Raw genomic sequence first — 22,360 nt, 5'->3', positions numbered from 1 at the left:
GACCGACAACACGCCGCATACCGCTGCCGCCGCTTCTCCTTCGAACGAGGCAGCCGCCGCCCAGGCCGCCGCTGCCAAAGCACTGGAGGCTGAACTTGATCAAATCGAAAAAGAGCTCGACCAACTCACAAGCCGCGCCGGCGCCGTTAACAGTTCGCTCGACAACCTGAAGAACCAGCAGGGTTCTATGGGTCTTGGACTTCGCGGAGACATGGCCGCAAAACAGAGCAGCATGAAGAACAATCTAGCGAAAGCGCAGGACGCCATCTCCAGGAATGACGCCGAGCGTGCGAAACGCTACACGGGGTTGGCGGAGAAAGACATCGAAGCACTCGAAAAATTCCTGGGGCGCTAAGGATGGCCAACGAAGGCGTTACCAGAATCCTGAACCAGGAGGCCGAACAGGCCGATCGTGCGGCGGAACTCGAGAAGCTACGCCGTAACATCACCATTCTGTTCACCGACCTGAAAGGGTCCACCGCTTACTTCGAAAAGTTTGGCGACGCTGCTGGCCTGCTCATGGTGCATCGCTGCAACACCATGTTGTCGGAAGCCGTGGAACGCCACGGCGGGCACGTCATCAAGACCATCGGCGATGCCGTGATGGCTTCGTTTGAAGACCACGCCGAAGCCGTAGCTGCCTCCATCGAAATGCAGGAAGCTATCACCGCCGATAACGCCGCCAAACCCGAAGATCAGCGCGTTTCTGTTCGCATCGGGATCAACTACGGTCTCGGCTTCGTGAAGTCCAACGATGTCTTCGGCGACGTCGTGAACGTTGCCTCGCGCGTCGAGAGCGCGGCCGCGCCGGAGCAGATTCTGATTTCCGAATCGCTATACAGGGCTGTCGCCGATTCTGGACGCTTCCGCCTTCGCCATGCGGGCAAGTTCGCACTCAAGGGCAAAGCCGAACATCAGGATCTTTATGAAGTAGGGTGGCGCGGCACGTTCGATCAGCCCCCATCCGCCTCGCACAGCATGTTCATGCCGGTGCTCGATCTGGATTCTCTCGGCGGCTACAAACTCGTCCAGGTCCGCAATGATGGAAAGACACCGCGCGAATTCGAATTGTGTTCTGCCCAGGTTCTCATCGGACGGACGCAGGGCGACTTCACTTTCCCACACGACGAGCAGATGCTGTCGCCGCATGTTCGCCTCACCGTCGAGGCCGGGCAGATGTTCATGGAGCCTGTCGCCAAGGCCGCTGCATACTTCAGCCTCATCGGACCGTATCGGCTCCAGCATGGCGACGTGGTACGGTTCGGCAGCCAATTGCTTGAATTCCGCGTGGACGCCGCTGCACTCGAGGCGGCATCCACGATTGGCACTGCCATTGGCGACCTTCTGCTGCATGGAGCAGTCGCCGAATTTGCGTCCTTGAGGTCTGATCGCAAGCGGTATCCCCTGCGCGAATATCAAACCACCTTTGGGCGAAGTAAAGGGACGTACACCTTTCCCACCGATCCCGCGATGAGCCGTGCCCATGTGCGCGTTTACCACCGCGGAGAGGACTTCTTCCTGGAGGACAGCGGCAGCACAAACGGCACCTTCGTCATGGCTACCGAGAAGACCCCCATCCCGGAGCGGGCCATCCTCGCTATCTCCGGACAACTGCTTCGGGTGTGTCGCGGAGACTCGGGTAAGACCGCCCGAGTCAGTGACTAGCGCCGGTTACATTAGTTCCACCGCCGTGCACGATAAGCGAATCTTTGCTTCTAGGCTTGTTCCCATTCGTTTAAGCTACCCACGACAATGGACTTCGATCAACTCGAAACCTTCCTGGAAGTAGCGCGGTTGAGCAGTTTCTCGAGGGCGGCGGAAAAACGTTTCCGCACGCAACCGGCGATCTCTGCTCAGATCCGAGCCATGGAAGAAGAAGTCGGAGCCAAGTTGCTCGATCGCAGCGGCGGCAAAGTCGCACTCACGGCGGCCGGAAAAATCTTCCAGAAGTTCTGTGAAGATACCGTCCAGTCCCGCCGCAACGTGATGACCGCCATTGCCGAGATGGAGCGGGTACCCGGCGGCGAGATCATCGTCGGCGCCAACGAAGGCACCTGCATGCACGTGCTGCCCGAGGTCTTTGCGCAGTTCAAGAAGCTCTACCCCTCGGTGGGTGTCAACGTTCGACGTCTTGAATCGGCCGGTGTACTCGAGTGCGTCATCGACCACTCCGTTGACTTCGGAGTGGTATCTCTGCCGGTCAACGATAAGCGCCTGACCGTTGTGCCCATTCATCGCGACGAACTGGTGATCATCTGCGCTCACGGGCATGAGTTGGCTAAATCCAAGTCCGTCACGGTCGAGCAGGTCTCGAAATATCCGCTGCTCGTTCCGAAGTTCGGCAAGACACGCGAGGCCATCGAAGACCTGTTCTCCCAGCGCAACCTGGAGCCGAACATCTCGATGGAACTGGATTCCAGTGAATTGCTGAAGCGGTTTTCCGCCGCCGATGTTGGTGTCGGCTTTATCGCGCGCTCGAACGTTCAGGAAGAAGTAAAGCTCAAGTCGCTCAATGCCCTGCCCTTGGCAGATGCTCAAATCAAACGCGACCTCGCGCTGGTCTTCCGGAAGGACAAGGCTCTCAGCCGCGCGGCACTTGAGTTTATCGATATCGCGGTGAAGCTGAAGACGAAGGAAAAAGCAGTCTCGGGAATGTAGTTACTGCTTCGCCTTCTGGTCGTCGTTCCACATATCCGCCGTAATAAGCCATTTCCCTCTTTCATTACGGGCAGCAGTCACGGTGAACTTCCCTGAAGGCGGTTCGTCATTGAACGCAAACGTCCCGATCACGTAGCCAACGTTCCCTTCTACCCGAATCAACACCGGGGTAAGCGTCAGCTTTCCGCCGGAGTTCTTCCAGAAATCGGCAATCGCATCTCGTCCTTTGATCATTGGACGATTGGGCGGAAGCAGCAGCCCGTCATCGGCGTATAGCTCGGAGAGCCCCTTGGCATCCTTTCGGGCGTAGGTATCGGCATAACTCTGAATGAGCGCCTTCAGCGATTCTTCACTCGACTGTGCCAGGGCAGCCGAAGTCATCATCATCATCAGCCCCAGTGCAAACAGACGTAGCTTCATCGCTTGCCTCCCCCAACAAAGTGCACGATCTCCAGCTTGTCGTTGTCTTTCAGATTCGTCGTCGCCCAGTTGGAACGTGGCACGATGTCCAGGTTCAACTCGACGGCCAGGCGGTCCGCCTTTAGCTCCAGATGATCGACCAGCGACTGAAGCGTAGTGATCCCGGGCAAGTCCTTTTCTTCACCATTAATCGTGAGCCGCATGATGGAAATGAAGATAACAGGTCTCAGTTCGAAGCCGGAGCCGCGATCACCGAATTGACTCGCCCTTCCTTGATGGCTTCAATTACGCCCTTGTGCTGGTCTTTCAGCAGTTCGTGCATCTTGTGCTCGGTGAAATCCGGCTGGGAGATATGGTCGGCATAGGACGTGGACTTCTTGCCCAGACAGCGTCCCTGCACAAACACCGTGGTCATGAAAACGTGTGTACTCGCGTGTGCTTCGCTTTGCACGTGATACACCGTATCGCCATGTTTTACGTCTGTATTAAAACCAAAAATCATCTGGCCCTGTTCGCCTGAGACAAAAAGCGCAAAACCTTTGCTGCCTCAGTAATTTGCACAGCTCCGAAGATTGACAATAAGCGGTGCAAAAAATAGTATCGAATGTTTCGAGTAACTGTTGGGCGCCAAGTATATACAGCCCTTTTATGCCGGACAACTATTTCGCCCGATATCTACCGTTGCTCTTCCAGATGCTGGTGGCCATTGGCATGGCACTCGGCATGGTTGCGCTGTCGTTTGTCCTCGGTAAGCACCGCTATTCCAAGGCCAAGATGTCGCCTTACGAGTGCGGTATGGACCCGGTTGGCGACGCCAGCGAGCGCTTCTCCGTCAGGTTCTACCTCGTCGCGATGTTGTTCATCCTGTTCGACGTGGAAGCCGTGTTCCTCTACCCCTGGGCCGTCATCCTGAAAGAACTGAAGATGTTCGGCTTCTTCGAGATGCTGGTATACGTCGCCATCATCCTCTCTGGCCTTATCTACATCTGGAAGAAGGGCGTCATCGACTGGTCCAAGACGGAGAAGATCGTCGGTCGCATCGGCGTCTCCGGTACACCCGATTATCGTGCGGCCGACTATGTCGGCAGTCCTGCACCGCTCCCGATCGGCAGCAAGGTCGGAGCCCTCGACGAAATGGAGAGCGTCCGGTAATGCCTCTCGCGCCCGCCATCACTGATATCGAACAGCTCAAGGATCGTCCGGAAGTGGCAGCCCTTCTCGGCTGGAACGCCGACGCCGTCGAAGGCGCCAAGTTCGACCGTAACGAGCTCACCATCTGGATCAAGCGTGATCACGTTGTAAACGCCGCCCGGTTCCTGCGCGACCACTCCGAATTGCGCTTCAACTTCCTCTCCGACGTGACCTGCGTAGACTGGTATCCGTCCGAGCCGCGCTTCGAAGTCGTCTATCACCTTCTCTCCATCCCGCGGAAATCGCGCGTTCGACTGAAGGTGAAGCTGAACTCCGGCGACACTCGTGTTGGATCGATGATGTCAGTCTGGCCGTCGTGCAATTTCTTTGAGCGCGAAGTTTTCGATCTCTTCGGCATCACCTTCGAAGGCCATCCGTATCTAAAGCGCATCATGATGCCCGATGACTGGAACGGTCATCCGCTTCGCAAGGACTACCCCGTGGAGGGCTACCGCTAATGGCACTGACGCAGACACCGCCACCGGTAACCATCGAGCGTGAACCCGGCGCAGACCGCACCATGATTCTCAACATGGGGCCGCAGCACCCGTCGACACACGGCGTGCTCCGTCTCGTGGTTGAAATCGACGGCGAAACCATCGTCCGCATCATGCCGGACATTGGATACCTGCACACCGGCATCGAGAAGACCACCGAAGCCAAGTTCTATCAGCAGGTAGTCCCGCTTACAGACCGCATCGACTATCTCTGCCCCATGACCAACAACCTTGCCTACTGCCTGGCAGTAGAGAAGTTGTTGGGACTGGAGATTCCGAAGCGCGCCCAGTGGATTCGCGTGATGATGAACGAAATCACGCGCATCAATTCGCACCTTGTCTGGCTCGGCACACACGCCATGGACATTGGCGCGCTTACGGTTTTCCTCTATTGCTTCCGTGAGCGTGAAGACGTCCTGCGCCTGTTCGAAATGGTTTCCGGACAGCGCATGATGACCTCGTACTTCCGCATTGGCGGACTTTCGGTCGACCTGCCGCTCGGTTTCCTCCAGCGCGTAAAGGACTTCGCTGATCGTTTCCCGTCGAACATCGACCAGTACGAGGACCTGCTCACCAACAACCCGATCTGGATCAACCGCCTGAAGGGCGTGGCCCACATCAGTGCCGAAGACGCCATCGCGCTCGGCACCACTGGCCCGACGCTTCGCGCCAGCGGTGTCGATATCGACCTCCGCCGCGATGCTCCCTACTCCGGTTACGAGAACTTCCAGTTCAAGGTTCCGACTTCGACCGTCGGCGACGTGTACGCCCGTTACCTCGTTCGCATACAGGAATTGCGCGAGTCCGTTGGCATCGTCCAGCAGTGCCTTGCCGGCATGCCGGAAGCGGGACCGATCAAAGCTGACGCGCCAAAGGTCGTCCTTCCCGATCGCGAGAACATGAAGACCCAGATGGAGTCCTTGATTTATCACTTCAAGATCATCACCGAGGGCTTCACCGTTCCAGCCGGAGAGGTTTATCAGGCCATTGAATCGCCGCGTGGCGAAATGGGCTACTACGTTGTCAGCGACGGAACGGCCAAGCCGTATCGCGTGCACATGCGTTCGCCCAGCTTTGCCAACCTGCAAGCTCTGCCCGCCATGTGCGAAGGCCGCTTGATCGCCGACGTGGTGGCTGCTATCGGATCCATCGACATCATTCTTGGTGACGTAGACAGGTAAGAAATGCAATTTTCTGAAGAGTTCGAAAAACGTTTTGCGGAGATGTTGACGCATTATCCGGTGAAGCGGTCCGTGCTGGTGCCTTCCCTGCTCTACGCTCAGGACGAAGTCGGCTACCTGTCGGACGAAGTCATCGCCGAAATGGCGAAGCGCTGTGACCTCACCGAACTCGAGGTCCGCAACGTGATTAGCTACTACTCCATGCTCACCACCAAGCCGCGCGGCAAGTACAACGTTCAGGTCTGCACCAACATTTGCTGCATGCTTCGCGGCGGTGAAGAGATCTTCAATCACGCCAGGCAGAAGCTTGGCATTGGCCACAAGATGACCACCGATGACGGCACATTCACCTTGGAAGAGGTCGAATGTATTGGCGCTTGCAGTTGGGGCCCGGCAATGCAGGTCAATTACGACTTCCACGAAAATCTGACCGACGAAAAGTTCGACCAGATCATCGAGGAGTACGCCGCGAAGAAGTGAATTGGGTAATTTGTTAATTGAGTAATTGGGTAATTGAGTTTGATTTCCGCAGACGAACTCCGGGCCCGAACAAAAAAGTTTGCGATTCGGATTGTTCGACTGTTTCGAGCTCTACCGAGAAGGACTGATGCACAGGTACTTGGAAAGCAGCTTTTGAGATCGGGCACATCGGTTGCGGCGAATTATCGCGCAGCTTGCCGGGGCAGATCTAAAGCGGAGTTTGCAGCAAAGTTAGGTGTTGTAGCCGAAGAAGCAGATGAAACGGTCTTTTGGTTGGAGATGCTGGTCGATTGCGAGATTGTTGCTGAAGAAAAGATCAAGCTGATATTGCAGGAAGCGAAAGAACTTACTGCCATCTTTTCTGCGGCGACTTACACCGCTCGACATTAGTAATTACCAAATTACCAATTACGAAATTACTAAATAAACATGGCTGATTTAGTCTCCCATCCCGACGAGGTAAAGGTCATATCCAAGCGCTTCGGTAAAGGCGCTGCGAACATCGACCGCTACCTGGAACTTGACGGCTACAAGGCACTGCAAAAGGCCCTCGCGATGTCGCAGGACGACATCATCAACGAGGTCAAAGCCTCCAGCCTGCGTGGCCGCGGCGGCGCCGGCTTCCCGACCGGCATGAAGTGGTCCTTCGTGCCCAAGCAGGCCGCAAAGCCGAAGTACGTCCTCTGCAACGGTGACGAGAGCGAACCCGGCACCTGTAAGGACCGCCTCATCCTCGAGCACGATCCGCACACCGTCATCGAAGGTGTGGCCATCGCCATGCTCTCCATCGGCGCGCGGACAGGCTACATCTACATCCGTGGCGAGTACCGCTACCTGTCCAACATCATGCAGAAGGCGCTGCGGGACGCTTATGCAAAAGGCTTCTTGGGCAAGAATGTCCTGGGCAGCGGCATCGACCTCGACATCTTCTGGCACGGTGGCGCTGGCGCTTATGAAGTCGGCGAAGAATCCGCGCTCATGGAATCCCTCGAAGGCAAGCGCGGTGTGCCTCGCATCCGTCCGCCCTTCCCGGCTGTCGTCGGACTCTTCGGCGGACCTACGATCATCAACAACGTCGAGACCCTTGCCGCCGTTCCGCACATCATCCAGAACGGAGCGCAGTGGTACGCCGATCTCGGCACTCCGAAGAACGGCGGAACTCGTCTCTTCTGTCTGAGCGGCAACCTTGAAAAGCCCGGCGTGTACGAACTGCCGATGGGCTATCCGCTACCGAAGATGATCTACGAAGTCGGTGGCGGGGTTTGGAAGGGCCGCAAGCTGAAGGCCGTCACGCCCGGTGGCTCATCCGTTCCCATTCTCAAGGCCGACGAAATCGATCTTGCGATGGACTTCGACACCCTGCAAAAAGCGGGCACATTCCTCGGCTCCGGTGGCGTCATCGTCCTCGACGATCACACTTGCATCGTGCGTTACGCTCTGCGGACCATCAAGTTCTATCAGCACGAAAGCTGCGGCTGGTGTATTCCCTGCCGCGAAGGAACCGACTGGCTCAAGAAGTCGCTTACGCGCTTCCACGCGGGAGCCGGCTTGCGCAAGGACATCGACAACATTCAGTACCTGGCCGAGAACATGCTTGGACGCACCTTCTGCCCTCTCGGTGATGCCGCGGCCATGCCGATCATTTCCATGACCAAGAAGTTCCGTGAGGAGTTCGAAGCGCACCTCGAAGGTCGCCCGTGCCCCTACGAACCGGCAGGATCCACCCAGCAACTTCCAGTTCTGGCGGGACACTGATCATGACGACTGCACCTCAATCCGCGACCGAGCGTGACCAGTTGCTGGCATTGCTCGACCAGAGCACCCAGGTCTATTTGAATACGATCTCGTCGGTGCCCGCGGCAGCCGTAAACGTGAAACCCACGCCGGAATGCTGGAGCATCCTCGAAGTGGCTGAGCATATCGCCGTCGCGGAGCATGGCATGTATCGCGCGATCGAGCTCGCAGCCGAGAAGACGACGCCGACCGACTACGACGTCGATCAGAAGATCATCCTCGGCGGAGCGAACCGTGAATTCAAATTCCAGGCTCCGGAGAAGTCGCACCCTAAGGGCCGCTGGAAGACGCTTGCCGAGTGCGTGGAAGCTTTCAAGACTTCACGCGCCCGTTCCATCGAGTTTCTGAAGAGCGCGGAAGCACTTCGCAACAAACAGGTGCAGCATCCGGCCCTCGGCCCCGTCGACGCTTACCAGTGCGCGCTCATCATGGCGAAGCACGTGGAGCGTCACTCGGCCCAGATCGAAGAGATAAAACACAGCGAAGCCTACCGGGAAGCGGCGGGTGAGTAACAGAGATTTGCATTGGAAATTGGGTCAGTAAATTACCCATTTACCAAATTACGAAATTACTAATTTCTCTCATGGCTGACGTAAACATCACCGTAGATGGTAAGAAGCTGACTGTACCGGCAGGCACGCTGCTCATTGAAGCCTGCAAGAGCGTCGGCATTGAAGTCCCCTCCTTCTGCTACTATCCCGGGCTTTCGCTCCAGGGCGCCTGCCGCATGTGTCTCGTGCGGGTGGAAAAGATGCCCAAGCTCCAGACCGCCTGTACAACCGTCGTCACCGAAGGCATGGTCGTCACCACTGAGAGCGACGAAGTTCGTCAGGCTCGCAAGTCGATGATCGAATTGCTGCTCGGCAACCATCCGCTCGACTGCCCTGTTTGCGACGCTGGCGGCCAATGCGAACTTCAGGACATGACGTTCAGCTACGGCGCGGCGCAGAGCAAGTTCATCGAGATCAAGAACCACAAGGACGAGCAGCAATGGTCGCCGGTGGTTTACTTCGACCGCCCCCGCTGCATCCTTTGCTACCGTTGCGTGCGTGTCTGCGGCGAAGGTATGGACGTCTGGGCGCTCGGCGTGCAGCAGCGCGGCGTTTCCTCTGTAATCGCACCGAATGAAGGCGACCACCTCAACTGCGAAGAATGCGGCATGTGCATCGACATATGCCCTGTCGGTGCATTGACCTCTGGCGCTTATCGTTACAAGACTCGCCCGTGGGAAATGAAGCATGTCGGCACCACCTGCACGCACTGCGCCGACGGCTGCCGCACCACGCTCGGTGTTCGCCGCAGCGATACCGGTATGGAAATTGTCCGTGGCGACAACCGCGACAAGAGCGGTATCAACGGCGACTTCCTCTGCATCAAGGGCCGTTACGCTTTCGATTTCGCCAACAGCGAAGACCGCATAACCGAGCCCCTGATTCGCAAGAACGGCAAGCACGAGCCGGCAACGTGGGAAGAAGCCTTCGAATTGATCGGACGCAAGTTCAAGGAGGCCGGCAACTCCATCGGCGTCATCGGCTCCACTCGCACCACCAACGAAGAGAACTACCTGCTCCAGAAATTCGCGCGCACGGTCTTGGGCACGAACAATATCGACCATCACCGTACCGCCGACTACCCGGCCTTTGTGAAAGCTCTTGCCGGCACCACCGGCAAAACGGCCAGCATGCGGGATGTCTTCGACGCGCCTGCCATGCTCCTGATCGGCAACGATCCGACCCAGCAGCATCCCTTGCTTGCCTGGCAGATGCGCAACAATGTTCGCCTGCATCGCTCACGTCTGTACATCGTCAACGCCAGCCCGATCAAGCTTCGTCGTCAGGCCACCGCATTTGCGCAGGTTACGCAGGATAACGGTGAGTCCCTGTTCGCCTCTTTCCTGGGCGGAAACGATGCTGCCGCGCAGAACCTCGGGGTCTCCGGCACCACGGCCGAAACGCTGACCGATCTTCGCGCCAAGCTGCGAGCCGAAGAAAAGCTCGTTGTCGCTTTTGGTTCCGAACTCCGGTCCGAGGCCATCGCCGACCTCATCAACGCGCTGCCCAATGCAAAGTTCATCTGTCTCGGTGACTACGCGAATTCGCGCGGCGCTTCCGACATGGGTCTCTATCCAGACATGCTGCCCGGTTACGTTCCGGTGGGACACGGCGCCGCAGGCGAGTGGATGGCCGATGTTCCCAAGCAGCCCGGCCTCAACGCTCAGCAGATGTTTGAAGCCGCCAAGGCCGGACAGTTGAAGGCCATGTACATCGTCGGCTCGAACCCTGTGTCGCGCTTCAATCTTGACCCGTTCGCGCTGCACAACTCGTTTGTCGTGGTGCAGGATATGTTCCTCACGGAAACTGCCGTCACCGCCGATGTCATCCTGCCGCCCGCGAACGCCTACGAGAAGTCCGGCACCTTCACCAACACCTGTGGTGACCTCCAGCTCCTGAAAAAAGCCGGCGACGTTACCACCGTGAAGAACGACTTCGAGATCATCGTCCGCATCGCCGGTGCGATGGGCTACGACGTGCACAAGCTGGTTCCCTTCGGACAGGCTCTCCGTGCCGATATGGGACAGACCCGCGGTGCGCAGGCCGGCGAAGCCGACCGCCACGCCGTCTGGCTTGTACGTCAGGGCATCGAGCCGAAACTCAGTCCGTTCGATCCGACGGCGATGTTCGACGAGATCCAGCGCCTCGTGCCAGGCTACGATGTGTCCCGTCTAAACTTGCTTTCAGGCAATGACGAGCATGTCGAGGTTCCGAAGACCGTCGGCGCCGTTCCGAGCCATCCCGAACTGATCGTTCCTGCGAACGACAATCTCTTTACCTCGGGCACTCTCGGACGCTACTCGAACACCTTGAACTCGGTAATGGAACGATACGAATCCGTGCCTGACAGCGAAGTCCAGGCCGACTAGACATGATTCACCACAGAGACACAGAGCGAGCGAGGGAGAATGGGAACGTCCATAGCCCGGGAGTATTTGCCGAGTCGACGCGTCCTATTATCGGAGCCGCAATCGAAGTTCATCGCCAGCTCGGGCCTGGATTGATGGAATCGGCATACGAAACTTGCTTGTGCCACGAGCTTCAGTCCCGAGGCATTGGATTTGAGCGTCAAGTGGATATACCGGTTGAGTACAAGGGCATTAAGCTCGAGTGCGGATATCGTGCCGACCTATTGGTCGGGGACGTGATTGTTGAGTTGAAGGCAGTGGAAGCCTTACTCCCTGTGAATGAAGCACAGCTGATGACTTATATGCGCTTGCTGAACAAGAAAGTGGGCCTGCTGATTAACTTTAATGTTCCAGTTCTTAAAGATGGCATCCGTCGCAGGGTTTTAAACTGATTTCCCTCTGCGTCTCTGTGCCTCTGTGGTGGTTGTTTTAGGAAACGAGATACGAACTTGCCAACTGGAGAACTTAGTACCGGTACATTCCTGATTGCCTCGGTGATCAAGATCGCGATCTTCCTCGGTGCCCTTTTGACGATCGTGGCTTACACCGTGTTGCTTGAGCGCAAAGTCGTCGGGCGCATCCAGAATCGTTGGGGACCCACGCGCGTCGGCCCCTTCGGCCTGCTGCAACCGCTCGCCGACGGCCTGAAGTTCATCTTCAAGGAAGATCTGACGCCGCCGTACGTACACAAGTTTCTGTACATACTCGCGCCCATGCTGGCGCTTGCCACGGCGCTTATCTCCATCTCGCTGATCCCAGTCGGCGGAGCCGTGACCGTTGCCGGTCATCGCATCCCGCTCCAGATCACCGACACCAGCATCAGCTTGCTGATCATTCTCGGTATCACTTCGATCGGTGTGTACGGCGTCGCGCTTGCCGGGTGGTCTTCGAACTCCAAGTACTCCATGCTTGGAGCCTTGCGTGCCAGCTCGCAGATGGTCAGCTATGAAGTCGCGCTTGGGCTTTCGCTCGTCGGCGTGCTCATCATCACCGGCACCTTCAGCCTGCGCGAGATCGCCGAACAGCAACAGGGCACCTGGCTCGGGTTCATTCCCAAGTGGAACATCTTCAAGGGACAGTTCGTCGCCTTCTTCATTTACCTGATGGCGGCGTTCGCGGAAACCAACCGCATTCCTTTTGACCTTCCCGAAGCGGAATCCGAACTCGTTGCCGGATACCACACCGAGTACAGCTCCATGAAGTTCGCGATGTTCTTCATGGCCGAGTACGCGAACATGGTCACCGTTGCCTGCCTCGCCTCGATCTTGTTCCTCGGCGCCTACAGCGGTCCGGTCTTTGGACCACAGTGGCTCCGCGACCTGCTCCCGGTTGGCTGGTTCCTGCTGCGCGTACTGTTCTTCCTGTTCTTGTATATCTGGGTGCGCGGAACGTTACCGCGTTTCCGCTACGACCAGTTGATGGCGTTCAGTTGGAAATTCCTGCTGCCGCTCGCGCTGGCCAATATCTTGATCACGGGCCTGGTTGTGGCGCTAATGGCCTAGTACGGTTTTGGGCAAACAAACATGCTCCATTTAGTTCTGTTCATCATCTTCGGCGCAATCTGTGTGGCGGGTGCCATTAACCTGCTCGCGCAGAAGCACCCCATCAACAGCGCTCTGTCGCTGGTTGTCGTCATGGGTGCTCTCGCCGGACTTTATCTCCTGCTCGGCGCCGAGTTCCTCGCCGCCGTACAGGTCATCGTTTATGCGGGCGCCATCATGGTGCTGTTCGTCTTCGTCATCATGCTTCTCAATGCTGGCGAGGAAGAACACTCCCGTGGCAGCAGGATCGCACTGCTCTTCGGCATTCCGGGCATGATCATCCTCTCGGTGCTCACCACCTGGATCGTCCTCAAGAGCAACCCGAGCGGCGAAACCGTCGGCGTTGGCTCTCTTTACGGCTCCGCCAAAGGCATCGGTCGCCTCCTCTTCGGAGACTTCCTGCTGCCCTTCGAAATCACTTCGGTCTTGATCCTTATCGCCATCATGGGCGCCGTCGTACTCGCCCGGAGGGAGAGCTAATGATTCCTCTCTCCTACTATCTCGTTCTTAGTGCCCTCCTGTTCGCCTGTGGAGTGACCGGCTTTCTCATCAAGCGCAACATCATCACCATCTTTATGTCGATCGAGCTGATGTTGAACGCCGTCAACCTGAGCTTCGTAGCCTTCGCCTCGTATTGGCAGGCGCTCAGCGGACAGGTCTTCGTCTTTTTCGTCATGGTAGTCGCCGCCGCGGAAGCGGCCGTCGGACTCGCCATCATCATTGCCGTTTTCCGGACACGCGAAACCCTGAATCCCGATCGCGTGAACTTGTTGAAGCTGTAGCGGACTCTATCTATGCAGAATTGGAATTTATGGCTGGTTCCAGTGCTCCCGCTGATCGGATCTGCGATCAACGGCATCTTTGGCCGGCACTTTTCTAAGACGGTAGTGAAGTCGATCGCGCTTCTGTTCCCCGGCGTCTCCATGGTTTACGCCTGGTACGTCGCGCTTTCGGCGCAGCTTCCCGTTCTCGAATCCCATGGCGCCTGGATCCGTGCCGGAAGCTTCAGCGTCCGTTACGGTTTCCAACTCGATCAGCTCTCTTTGCTGTTGATGCTGATCGTCACCACCATCGGCTTCGCCATCCACGTCTACGCCACCGGATACATGGAGCATGAAGGCGGGTACTACCGCTTCTTCTCGTACCTGAACCTGTTCATGTTCTTCATGCTCATGCTGGTGCTCGCCGACAACTACCTCCTCATGTTCGTCGGATGGGAAGGCGTGGGACTCGCATCCTACCTGCTCATCGGCTTCTTCTTCCTGCGCGACTCCGCTTCCGCCGCCGGCAAGAAAGCTTTCATCGTCAACCGTATCGGCGACTTCTCGTTCCTGATCGCCCTCTTCCTTCTTGTCAAGAACTTCGGCACGCTTACCTTCTCCGAAGTCTTCGAAAAGGCTGCGCAGCTTCCGGTTGAAACCGCAGGTATCGGACTACTTACCATCGTCGGCCTCTGCATGCTCGGCGGCGCTGCCGGCAAGTCAGCCCAGATCCCGTTATACGTCTGGCTCCCCGATGCGATGGAAGGCCCCACACCGGTCTCCGCCCTCATCCACGCCGCCACGATGGTCACCGCCGGCGTCTACATGGTCGCCCGGTCGCACGCCATCTTTGACCGTGCGCCAACCGCCTTGCTCGTCGTCGCCATCATCGGCGTCCTGACGGCATTCTTCGCGGCCACCATCGGCATGGTGCAGCACGACATCAAGCGCGTGCTCGCCTACTCCACCGTCTCGCAGCTCGGATTCATGTTCGCCGCCGCGGGCGTTGCCGCCTACACCGCCGCCATGTTCCACCTGATGACGCACGCCTTCTTCAAGGGCCTGCTCTTCCTCGCTGCCGGCTCCGTCATTCACGGACTCAGCGGCGAACAGGATATGCGCAAGATGGGCGGCCTCCGCAAGGAAATGCCCTGGACCTTCTGGACGATGACGGCCGGCACCTTCGCCATCGCCGGTGCGCCTTTGTTCAGCGGCTTCTTCTCCAAGGACATGATCCTCTTCAAGACCTTCACCAGCCCTTACGGCTCCAAGGTCTTCTGGGGAGTCCTGCTGCTGACCGCCTTCATGACTTCCTTCTATATGTTCCGCCAATGGTTCCTCACCTTCTTCGGTGAGTTCCGCGGAACCCCGGCCGCTGCCGGACATGGCCATCACGACGAGAAGAAAGGCCAGGAGGAACATCATCATCACGGACACGCACACGAAAGCCCCATGGTGATGGTCCTTCCGCTCGTGTTCCTCGCCATCCTCTCCGTCGTCGGCGGATTCATTGGAACCCCGGGCAACAACCGCATCGGCCAGTTCCTCGCTCCTGTCTTCTCGGAGTACTCCGAAGGCCTCCCCGCCGCGACGGTTTCAGGCATGGCTGGCGCAGAAGGCCACGGCGCTGCATCCGAAGCTGCTGGCGAACACACTGCCGCAGCCGCCGCGGAAGCCGAGCACGAGAAAGCTCTTGAGCACAACCTGATGTACGCCGCCATCGGCAGCTTCGCCCTCGGACTGTTCGTCGCCTGGTTCTTCTATCACCGGCGCCCCGAACTCCCGGCGATCTACGCCAACAGAATGCGCGGCCTCTACAACACGCTTTCCAACAAGTACTACGTCGACGAGTTCTACGGAGCCGCTATCGTGAAGCCAATCGTCGAAGGCTCCACTCGCATTCTTTGGCGCACGATTGATGCCGGCCTGATCGACGGCACTATCAACGAGACTGCCAGTGCCGCCAAAGACGTCTCCAACGGATTCCGGCGAATGCAATCCGGCAATATACGAAGTTACGCCGGATGGGTGGCCATCGGCGCAGCCGTGGTCATCGCCTTCATGATCTGGACGGCAGGTGCACGATGAACACACACGTACTCGATCCCTTCATCCTGAGCCTGGTCACCTTCGTGCCGATGGGCAGCGCCCTGCTCCTCATGTTCTTCCCGCGGCGTGAGCGCGATATCCGTCTCTTCACCTTCTTCGTCGCCGTGTTGACGTTCATCCTCTCGCTGCACCTGCCTGTCCACTTCATTCCCGGACAGCAGGGCTTCCAGTTCGAGGTCAACGCCCAGTGGATCACCAGCCCCAACATCCACTACCACATGGGTGTCGACGGCGTTTCGATGTGGCTGGTCGTGCTGACCACCTTCCTCCTGCCGCTCTGCGTGCTGATGTCGTGGCACTCCGTGCATGAGCGCGTCAAGGAATTCCACATCCTGCTGCTGATGCTCACCTCGGCCATCATCGGCGTCTTCGTATCGCTCGACCTCTTCCTCTTCTACTTCTTCTGGGAAGCCAGCCTCATCCCGATGGCGCTGCTCATCGGCGTCTTCGGACACGAGCGCCGAGTCTACGCCGCCGTGAAGTTCTTCCTCTACACCATGATCGCCTCCGTCTTCATGCTCGCGGCGATCCTCTGGCTGTACGCGAAGACCGGCAGCTTCGACTTCCCGGTCATCCAGCAGGCGCTGCTAAACACGGATCTCTCCGGCGCGGGCAAGTGGCTCTTCCTCGGCTTCTTTGTCGCCTTCGCCGTGAAGGTGCCGCTGTTCCCGTTCCACACGTGGCTGCCTGACGCGCACGTCGAAGCGCCCACCGCCGGATCCGTCATCCTCGCCGGTGTTCTGCTGAAGATGGGCACCTACGGTCTGCTCCGCTTCAACCTGGGCCTCTTCCCCGCCGAGTCCCACCGTAACGCCTGGTGGATCATCATCCTCGCCATCATCGGCATCGTCTACGGCGCGCTCGTCGCCATGGTTCAGCCGAACATGAAGAAGCTGGTGGCCTACTCCTCCGTGAGCCACCTTGGCTTCGTCGTACTCGGCATCTTCAGCTTCACGCAGATGGGCCTTACCGGCGCCACCTTCGTAATGCTCGCGCATGGCGTTTCCACCGGAGCGCTGTTCACTCTCTGCGGCATGATCTTCGAACGCCGCCACACCTACGAGATCAAGGACTACGGTGGCATCGCCACCCCGATGCCGGTCTACGCCACGTTCTTCCTTATCGTGACGCTGGCTTCCATCGGCCTCCCGCTGCTCAATGGCTTCGTCGGTGAATTTCTCGTACTCGCGGGCGCTTACCAGGCCAAAGCCGTGTGGGGCATCGTTGCCGCCACCGGCGTGATCTGGAGCGCCTGTTACATGCTCTGGCTCTATCAACGGGTCTTTTTCGGTGAGATTAAACACGACGTGAACCGCCAGCTCGTAGACCTCAACGGACGCGAACGCGCCATCCTGCTTCCGTTTGCCGCCGCGGCCCTGATCATGGGCGTCGTTCCGGTCATTTGGACGCGCGCCATCGATCCCGCTTCGCAGGCCATCCTCAACTACGCAACGCAGTTCACAGCACAGGTGATGGGACGATGATTCCCCAACTTTTTGCCGCCGACTACATCCGGCTCCTGCCCGAGCTGATCCTCGTCGTCTTCGGCACCGTTGTCATGGTCGCCGAAGCCTTCGTCGATCAGAATAGTGACCGTAAGCAGCTCGGCATCGTCGCGCTTATCGGCGCGCTTCTTTCCATCGGCGCCAGCATCTACCAGGCTGGCCACATGGGCTACGGCTTCTTCGGCATGATCCGCGTGGACACCTTCTCCGTCTTCTTCCACGTCGTGATCGGCATTATTACCGCGGTCGTCATACTTGCCTCGTTCGAGTACCTCAAGGTCCAGGGCATCAAGTACGGCGAATACTACGGACTCATCCTGCTCGCCGCCGTCGGACAGATGCTTATGTCCGCCGCCGTTGAACTCGTCCTCATTTTCATCGCGCTCGAGATCTCGTCGATCGCCACTTACATCCTTGCCGGATTCCGTCGCCGTGTCGCCATCTCCATCGAGTCGTCGGTGAAGTACTTCCTGCTCGGATCGTTCGCCACCGCCTTCTTTCTCTACGGAATCGCACTCATCTTCGGTGCCACCGGGTCCACCAGCGTCTACGCCATCGCCAAGGTGCTTCAGGGCGGCGCTTCCCCGCTCGCCTATGCCGGCGTCGCCATGATGTTCGTCGGACTCGCCTTCAAGATCGCTTCCGCGCCCTTCCACGTCTGGACGCCTGACGTCTACGAAGGCGCGCCCGCACCGGTCGTCGCGCTCATGTCCACCGGGCCGAAGGCCGCTGCTTTCGCCGTGTTGCTTCGCGTCCTGTTCGCGACTGCCGCTCCGGGCTGGTTCTGGCTGGTCTGGGTTTCGGCTGTGCTCTCCATGTCCATCGGCAACATCGGCGCGCTCGTGCAGAACAACGTCAAGCGCATGTTGGCCTACTCCTCCATCGCGCACGCCGGATACCTGCTCGTCGCCTTCGCCGCTGCGAAAGACGTCGGCATCTCCGCCGCCATCTTCTACACCGCCGCCTATGCCGCGATGAACGTCGGCGCCTTCGCCGTCATCAGTCACTTCGCTAGCGTCGGAGAGAAATACGTCACCATCGACGACTATGCCGGACTCGGCCGTCGTGCCCCCGGCCTCGCCGCCATCCTCACCATCTTCCTGCTTTCGCTGATTGGCATCCCGGTCACCGGAGGCTTTCTCGCCAAGTTCTACGTCTTCCATGCAGCGATGCAGTCGAACCTCACCGGGCTCGTCATCATCGGTGTCATCAACAGCGCCATCGCCGCCTACTACTACCTGCGCGTGATCGTCGTCATGTACATGCGGGAACCGAGCGAAGAAACTCCGGCCATCAAGATGCCCGCCGGACTCGCTGTCGCTCTCGTTACCTGCGTCGTCGCGACCATCTATCTCGGCGTGCTTCCGGACCGCGTCCTCAATTACGCGCTCCAGTCCGCCCGCGACCTCGTCACCTTCGCAGAAGTAGTCGCAAAATGAGCGGTGCCCCACATCTGCCTCTTTGGCAGATGTGGGATTCCACATCAGGCCCCTTATTACTTTCCAGCCTGCGCCTCGATCTCTACGTCCCGCGCCAGTTGATACTTCATCTGGTCCTTCGGCATCGATAGATTGACCCTTCCTTCTCCCGGTTGTTTGATCGCCCGCAGCACATACGTCGCACCAGTCTGGCGGAAGATCACCTTGGCCGTCCCATCCTTAGCCTCGTTTTCTACCGCACTAACTTGCGCATACCGGATCGGTTGGTCCGCATTTGTCGTACTTACCAGCTTCACCGCGGCCACAAAGCTCCGGTTCCAACAGAAGTCATATTTCCCGGCCGGCATTGTGTGCCCATTTACCTGGAAATTGAACGGGATATCCGCGCGCACGAACCGATAGTTCTGTTGTGCGACAGCCGCTGCCGCCAGCAGCACCATTAACACCATCACTGCGATCACTCTTTTCATGGCTCAGCTCCTTTCACGCAGGATCGAATCTCTGCGCTTGACGAGCTCACCCTCTCGCGATCGATGTGTCCCGACAAGACACTTACATGTGTCAAGCGTGTGAAATGTATGTGACGGCCTTAAACCCAAAATGGGAATCACGGCTTCCAAAGTCCTTGATTCTCAAGTACATCCACGAGGAATGGACTTAGAATCTGCGCTCAGAGGGCAAACTAAGAACCTTCGGAGTGGCCTCAATGCCCCTGAACGGACCTTCTGTTCGGTTTGCGGAATTCGAACTTGATCTCAAGACCGCCGAGCTGCGCAACAACGGCCAGAAGACCCGTCTCCAGGACCAGCCATTCCAGGTTCTCGTCACGCTTCTCGAACACCCCGGCGATGTCGTCACCCGAGAAGACCTCCGCCACCGCCTATGGCCCACCGAAATCTACGTCGACTACGAACGCAGCCTCAACACTGCGGTAAAGCGCCTTCGCCAGGCGCTCCGGGATGAAGCTGACACGCCCCGCTTTATCGAGACACTCCCGCGCCACGGCTATCGCTTCATCGGAGAACTTAAGGAAGTCGCCTCTCCCGTCGAAAAGAAAACACGGCTTCGCACCCGCTGGATCGTTGCCGCTGCGCTCGCTCTCCTCCTCTCCGCCCTTGCGCTCCTTAAAGGACGAGACCTCTGGTACCGGGCGTTTCCGCCGCACATCCGTTCCATAGCGGTCCTGCCACTCCAGAATCTCTCGCACGACTCCCAGCAGGACTACTTCGCTGACGGCATGACCGAAGCCCTCATCTCTGAGCTGTCGCGCCTCGAACCGCTTCGAGTCATTTCCATGACCTCGGCAATGCGTCTGAAGGACACGAAGAAAACCCTGCCGCAAATCGCAAAGGAACTTGACGTCGATGGAATTGTGGAAGGCTCGGTCTTGCGCGATGGCGATCAAGTCCGAATACGCACGCGCCTTGTTCAGGCCCGTATTGACCGTCCAATCTGGACCGAAAGCTACGATCGCGACATGCGAGACATTCTGACCTTGCAGGCCGAAGTGGCTCACGACATTGCCGGCCAGATCCAAATCAAGCTCTCTGCCGACCAGAAAGCGCGAACGGCCGCCTTACCTAAGGTAAACCCCGAGGCCCACGAGGCCTATTTGCAGGCACTGTATTTCACGAATCGATCCAATTTCCAGCGCGGCATTGCGGCGTACCAGGTCGCAATTCAGAAGGATCCCAACTTTGCCCCGGCGTACGCAGGCCTCGCGTTTTCTGTAACGCTCAATCCAACAGCGGCATCACAACCGATCGACGCGCGTGCGATTGCGCGCAAAGCCCTGAGCCTCGACGAGTCCCTCGCCGAAGCCCACTGTGCCCTCGCGACCGTTTACCTCGTCTCTGACTGGAACTGGGACGCAGCCGAAAAAGAATATCGCCGCGCCCTTCAGTTGGATCCCAGCTCGGCCATCAATCGCAGCCAGTACGCTTACTTTCTCGCCGCCCGAGGTCACCTCGACGAAGGACTGGCGGAAATGCGGCAGGCCCTTCGCCTCGATCCCTTGTCATTGCTTATTAACATCAACTACGGTCGCATGCTGTATTTCAATCGCCGCTACGACGATGCCATCGCTCAGTTCACTCAAATGATGACGCTCGACACTGGCTACCATCCGGCCTACCTGCACCGCGGTTTTGTTTATCTGAAGCTCCGGCGCTTTGACGAGGCGTTCGCAGATATCCGTAGGTCCTGGGTTCTTTCCGGAAACACTCTTGGCGTTCAGGCAATCGACGACAATTATCCGAAGAAAGGCCCTTCCGAAACCCTCAAGGCGATCGCACGCATGCTCGAATCAACGAACACCTTCGGGAGTGCGCGGAAGGCCAGCATCGCTATGGAATACGCCCAGGCCGGCGAGATCGACAAGGCCTTCGAATTTCTGGAGTCGGCGGCACGCGACCACGCTCGGAATGTCCTCTTTCTGAAAGTGGACCCCACGTTGGATAACCTCCGCTCCGACCCGCGATTCGCAGATATGCTTCGCCGTATCGGCCTCCCCGACTAGATATCGGGTCCCCCGCATTCCAGTCTGTCCGCGTTAAGCGCGCATATCCTCTCCACCCCACATCGGTGACACTCCTCACATCCTCGTCACTCGTCGTTCCCCTAGCATCATCGGAGTCGCTTATACATTGCCATTCTTCCTGGAGGATTATGTCCCGCCACCTGCATGCGTGTTTGTTGATCGCGCTCCCGCTCCTGACGGCTGTTTCCGCCGTCGCTCAGCATGCCGTACCGGCTCCTGTTTCCGCCGACCACGTCTGGAAAAGTCTTGCCGCCGGTAACCAGAGATTCGTTGCCGGAAAAGCTGAACCACGCAACGTCATCGCCGATCGCAAGGCGCTCGTGAAAACCCAGCATCCGCGGGTTGCCATTCTCAGTTGCTCCGACAGCCGCGTTCCCCCTGAGTTCATCTTCGACGCCGGACTCGGAGACCTCTTCGTCGTTCGCTCCGCCGGAGAAGACGAGGATCCCATCTCCATCGGCAGCCTCGAGTACGCCGTCGAGCATCTCGGTTCCTCCGTCATCGTTGTCCTCGGACACCAGAGCTGCGGCGCCGTAACTGCCGCCTGTTCCGGAGCCAAATCCGAATCAGCCAATCTCGGCGCCGTCCTCAAGCCGATCGCTTCCTCCTGCTCGAAGATGGACCCCAATCGGCCCGAAACCCTCGACCTCGCAATTCGCGACCACGTCCAAACCGTGGCGAAACATGTTCTCTCCGAGAGCGAAGTGCTGAAGAAAGCCGTCGACGAAGGCAAACTCACCATTATTCCGGCCTACTACTCTCTCGAAACCGGAGAAGTCACCAAGCTGCAATAATTGCGCGCTCCGAGAAATGTGGCACCGACATTCCTGTCGGTGCCCGTCGTACCGCAAACGCCCCCAATTCCCATTTCCGGAAATTTGTTGTCAAGGGAGTCTAACGCCCTCGTTCACTGCAAAGTCTTGAAAACACTCGCAAAATAAATTTCAAGACCGTGACATGGTACCCCCACCTCAATTGCTATCCTGAAAATGTAGATGGTTTTGGTTTTTGTCATTTTGAGTGCTGAGGCGTAGCCGAAGAACCTCTGTACTTGGGTTTTGAAGCGGAAGGGGAAGAATCCCTGTAGTCGACGCCGACTCTTGAGGGAGGAGAGCTTTTGCCGACGGCCGCCGACTAATGACTAACGACTGGCCTCTTCTAACTCCTTTGTTTTCATATATGGAGAATCTGTATATGAAAGCAAAGGAGTTAGACGGCGCATATATGAGAACAAAGGAGTTAGAAGAGGCCAGTCGTTAGTCATTAGTCGGCGGCCGTCGGCAAAA

Annotated in this window: 24 protein-coding genes; 20 read left to right on the top strand and 4 right to left on the bottom strand. The window is 58.0% G+C overall.

Translation table 11 applies throughout. The features are described from left to right. From VN577_03520 to VN577_03510, 3 genes are all read left to right on the top strand, one after another. The coding region (locus VN577_03520; GenBank protein ID HWR13870.1) for a hypothetical protein at positions 1-355 on the top strand (355 nt) is incomplete at its 5' end. 2 nt (positions 356-357) lie between these two features. Then, positions 358-1,665 carry an adenylate/guanylate cyclase domain-containing protein gene (locus VN577_03515; protein ID HWR13869.1) on the top strand — a complete coding sequence of 436 codons (1,308 nt, stop codon included), beginning with the start codon at positions 358-360 and terminating at the stop codon, positions 1,663-1,665. An 87-nt stretch (positions 1,666-1,752) separates the two neighbouring features. Next, the gene (locus VN577_03510) at positions 1,753-2,658 is read left to right on the top strand and encodes a LysR family transcriptional regulator (protein HWR13868.1); all 906 of its coding nucleotides are present in this window, start codon (positions 1,753-1,755) and stop codon (positions 2,656-2,658) included. On the opposite strand, the gene VN577_03505 is transcribed toward VN577_03510, so the two are convergent. From VN577_03505 to VN577_03495, 3 genes are read right to left on the bottom strand one after another with little or no spacing between them, the layout of a single operon-like run. Then, complete coding sequence (locus tag VN577_03505) at positions 2,659-3,078, bottom strand: DUF4440 domain-containing protein (protein ID HWR13867.1); 420 nt, start codon at positions 3,076-3,078, stop codon at positions 2,659-2,661. Next, entirely contained in the window at positions 3,075-3,281 is a 207-nt protein-coding gene (gene thiS / locus VN577_03500; protein HWR13866.1) for a sulfur carrier protein ThiS, read from the bottom strand. Before thiS ends, VN577_03505 begins: the two co-directional genes overlap by 4 nt. A gap of 23 nt (positions 3,282-3,304) precedes the next feature. Continuing rightward, positions 3,305-3,580: a hypothetical protein gene (locus VN577_03495; GenBank protein HWR13865.1), complete on the bottom strand. Its 276-nt coding sequence runs from the start codon at positions 3,578-3,580 to the stop codon at positions 3,305-3,307. A 146-nt stretch (positions 3,581-3,726) separates the two neighbouring features. Here VN577_03495 and ndhC point away from each other — a divergent pair, with 146 nt between their 5' ends. From ndhC to VN577_03420, 15 genes are all read left to right on the top strand, one after another. Further along, on the top strand, positions 3,727-4,230 hold the full coding sequence (ndhC, locus tag VN577_03490; protein ID HWR13864.1) for an NADH-quinone oxidoreductase subunit A: 504 nt from the start codon (positions 3,727-3,729) through the stop codon (positions 4,228-4,230). Next, complete coding sequence (locus VN577_03485) at positions 4,230-4,727, top strand: NADH-quinone oxidoreductase subunit C (GenBank protein HWR13863.1); 498 nt, start codon at positions 4,230-4,232, stop codon at positions 4,725-4,727. Before ndhC ends, VN577_03485 begins: the two co-directional genes overlap by 1 nt. Next, positions 4,727-5,947, top strand: a complete 1,221-nt coding sequence (nuoD, locus tag VN577_03480; protein HWR13862.1) for an NADH dehydrogenase (quinone) subunit D — start codon at positions 4,727-4,729, stop codon at positions 5,945-5,947. The genes VN577_03485 and nuoD overlap by 1 nt, the downstream gene beginning before the upstream one ends. 3 nt (positions 5,948-5,950) lie before the next feature. Continuing rightward, the gene (locus VN577_03475) at positions 5,951-6,427 is read left to right on the top strand and encodes an NAD(P)H-dependent oxidoreductase subunit E (GenBank protein HWR13861.1); all 477 of its coding nucleotides are present in this window, start codon (positions 5,951-5,953) and stop codon (positions 6,425-6,427) included. Between the two features lie 33 nt (positions 6,428-6,460). Then, complete coding sequence (locus VN577_03470) at positions 6,461-6,817, top strand: four helix bundle protein (GenBank protein HWR13860.1); 357 nt, start codon at positions 6,461-6,463, stop codon at positions 6,815-6,817. A 39-nt stretch (positions 6,818-6,856) separates the two neighbouring features. Further along, entirely contained in the window at positions 6,857-8,182 is a 1,326-nt protein-coding gene (gene nuoF / locus VN577_03465) for an NADH-quinone oxidoreductase subunit NuoF (GenBank protein HWR13859.1), read from the top strand. A 2-nt stretch (positions 8,183-8,184) separates the two neighbouring features. Then, entirely contained in the window at positions 8,185-8,733 is a 549-nt protein-coding gene (locus tag VN577_03460; protein ID HWR13858.1) for a DinB family protein, read from the top strand. A 71-nt stretch (positions 8,734-8,804) separates the two neighbouring features. Next, positions 8,805-11,141, top strand: a complete 2,337-nt coding sequence (gene nuoG / locus VN577_03455) for an NADH-quinone oxidoreductase subunit NuoG (GenBank protein ID HWR13857.1) — start codon at positions 8,805-8,807, stop codon at positions 11,139-11,141. Positions 11,142-11,143: 2 nt separating this feature from the next. After that, complete coding sequence (locus VN577_03450) at positions 11,144-11,572, top strand: GxxExxY protein (protein ID HWR13856.1); 429 nt, start codon at positions 11,144-11,146, stop codon at positions 11,570-11,572. 57 nt (positions 11,573-11,629) lie between these two features. After that, positions 11,630-12,682 carry an NADH-quinone oxidoreductase subunit NuoH gene (gene nuoH / locus VN577_03445; protein HWR13855.1) on the top strand — a complete coding sequence of 351 codons (1,053 nt, stop codon included), beginning with the start codon at positions 11,630-11,632 and terminating at the stop codon, positions 12,680-12,682. A 21-nt stretch (positions 12,683-12,703) separates the two neighbouring features. After that, positions 12,704-13,201 (top strand): NADH-quinone oxidoreductase subunit J, encoded by a 498-nt coding sequence (locus VN577_03440; protein ID HWR13854.1) that lies wholly within the window; start codon positions 12,704-12,706, stop codon positions 13,199-13,201. Further along, entirely contained in the window at positions 13,201-13,503 is a 303-nt protein-coding gene (nuoK, locus tag VN577_03435) for an NADH-quinone oxidoreductase subunit NuoK (GenBank protein ID HWR13853.1), read from the top strand. Before VN577_03440 ends, nuoK begins: the two co-directional genes overlap by 1 nt. A 12-nt stretch (positions 13,504-13,515) precedes the next feature. Continuing rightward, the gene (gene nuoL, locus VN577_03430; GenBank protein HWR13852.1) at positions 13,516-15,570 is read left to right on the top strand and encodes an NADH-quinone oxidoreductase subunit L; all 2,055 of its coding nucleotides are present in this window, start codon (positions 13,516-13,518) and stop codon (positions 15,568-15,570) included. Next, complete coding sequence (locus VN577_03425) at positions 15,567-17,075, top strand: NADH-quinone oxidoreductase subunit M (protein HWR13851.1); 1,509 nt, start codon at positions 15,567-15,569, stop codon at positions 17,073-17,075. Before nuoL ends, VN577_03425 begins: the two co-directional genes overlap by 4 nt. Further along, a complete protein-coding gene (locus VN577_03420; GenBank protein HWR13850.1) occupies positions 17,072-18,535 on the top strand; it encodes an NADH-quinone oxidoreductase subunit N in 1,464 nt (487 codons plus the stop codon). Before VN577_03425 ends, VN577_03420 begins: the two co-directional genes overlap by 4 nt. A gap of 56 nt (positions 18,536-18,591) precedes the next feature. Here the strand turns inward: VN577_03420 and VN577_03415 are convergent, their stop codons facing one another. Further along, entirely contained in the window at positions 18,592-19,005 is a 414-nt protein-coding gene (locus VN577_03415; GenBank protein HWR13849.1) for a hypothetical protein, read from the bottom strand. A 236-nt stretch (positions 19,006-19,241) separates the two neighbouring features. On the opposite strand from VN577_03415, the gene VN577_03410 reads away from it, so the two are divergent. Together VN577_03410 and VN577_03405 are read left to right on the top strand one after the other, a co-directional pair. Then, positions 19,242-21,053 (top strand): winged helix-turn-helix domain-containing protein, encoded by a 1,812-nt coding sequence (locus tag VN577_03410; protein ID HWR13848.1) that lies wholly within the window; start codon positions 19,242-19,244, stop codon positions 21,051-21,053. Positions 21,054-21,202: 149 nt separating this feature from the next. Then, positions 21,203-21,868: a carbonic anhydrase gene (locus tag VN577_03405; GenBank protein ID HWR13847.1), complete on the top strand. Its 666-nt coding sequence runs from the start codon at positions 21,203-21,205 to the stop codon at positions 21,866-21,868. The last annotated feature ends 492 nt before the right edge of the window (positions 21,869-22,360 follow it).

The organism is Terriglobales bacterium (assembly GCA_035561515.1).
Lineage (GTDB): Bacteria > Acidobacteriota > Terriglobia > Terriglobales > Acidobacteriaceae > DATMXP01.
The sequence above is the reverse complement of the archived record's forward strand: the minus strand, read 5'-3'. Positions and strand labels throughout refer to the sequence as shown.

Coding starts and splice junctions, on each gene's coding strand:
- VN577_03515 (HWR13869.1), top strand. CDS start 358: ATGGCCAACGAAGGCGTTACCAGAATCCTGAACCAGGAGGCCGAACAG.
- VN577_03510 (HWR13868.1), top strand. CDS start 1,753: ATGGACTTCGATCAACTCGAAACCTTCCTGGAAGTAGCGCGGTTGAGC.
- VN577_03505 (HWR13867.1), bottom strand. CDS start 3,078: ATGAAGCTACGTCTGTTTGCACTGGGGCTGATGATGATGATGACTTCG.
- thiS (HWR13866.1), bottom strand. CDS start 3,281: ATGCGGCTCACGATTAATGGTGAAGAAAAGGACTTGCCCGGGATCACT.
- VN577_03495 (HWR13865.1), bottom strand. CDS start 3,580: ATGATTTTTGGTTTTAATACAGACGTAAAACATGGCGATACGGTGTAT.
- ndhC (HWR13864.1), top strand. CDS start 3,727: ATGCCGGACAACTATTTCGCCCGATATCTACCGTTGCTCTTCCAGATG.
- VN577_03485 (HWR13863.1), top strand. CDS start 4,230: ATGCCTCTCGCGCCCGCCATCACTGATATCGAACAGCTCAAGGATCGT.
- nuoD (HWR13862.1), top strand. CDS start 4,727: ATGGCACTGACGCAGACACCGCCACCGGTAACCATCGAGCGTGAACCC.
- VN577_03475 (HWR13861.1), top strand. CDS start 5,951: ATGCAATTTTCTGAAGAGTTCGAAAAACGTTTTGCGGAGATGTTGACG.
- nuoF (HWR13859.1), top strand. CDS start 6,857: ATGGCTGATTTAGTCTCCCATCCCGACGAGGTAAAGGTCATATCCAAG.
- VN577_03460 (HWR13858.1), top strand. CDS start 8,185: ATGACGACTGCACCTCAATCCGCGACCGAGCGTGACCAGTTGCTGGCA.
- nuoG (HWR13857.1), top strand. CDS start 8,805: ATGGCTGACGTAAACATCACCGTAGATGGTAAGAAGCTGACTGTACCG.
- VN577_03450 (HWR13856.1), top strand. CDS start 11,144: ATGATTCACCACAGAGACACAGAGCGAGCGAGGGAGAATGGGAACGTC.
- VN577_03440 (HWR13854.1), top strand. CDS start 12,704: ATGCTCCATTTAGTTCTGTTCATCATCTTCGGCGCAATCTGTGTGGCG.
- nuoK (HWR13853.1), top strand. CDS start 13,201: ATGATTCCTCTCTCCTACTATCTCGTTCTTAGTGCCCTCCTGTTCGCC.
- nuoL (HWR13852.1), top strand. CDS start 13,516: ATGCAGAATTGGAATTTATGGCTGGTTCCAGTGCTCCCGCTGATCGGA.
- VN577_03425 (HWR13851.1), top strand. CDS start 15,567: ATGAACACACACGTACTCGATCCCTTCATCCTGAGCCTGGTCACCTTC.
- VN577_03420 (HWR13850.1), top strand. CDS start 17,072: ATGATTCCCCAACTTTTTGCCGCCGACTACATCCGGCTCCTGCCCGAG.
- VN577_03415 (HWR13849.1), bottom strand. CDS start 19,005: ATGAAAAGAGTGATCGCAGTGATGGTGTTAATGGTGCTGCTGGCGGCA.
- VN577_03410 (HWR13848.1), top strand. CDS start 19,242: ATGCCCCTGAACGGACCTTCTGTTCGGTTTGCGGAATTCGAACTTGAT.
- VN577_03405 (HWR13847.1), top strand. CDS start 21,203: ATGTCCCGCCACCTGCATGCGTGTTTGTTGATCGCGCTCCCGCTCCTG.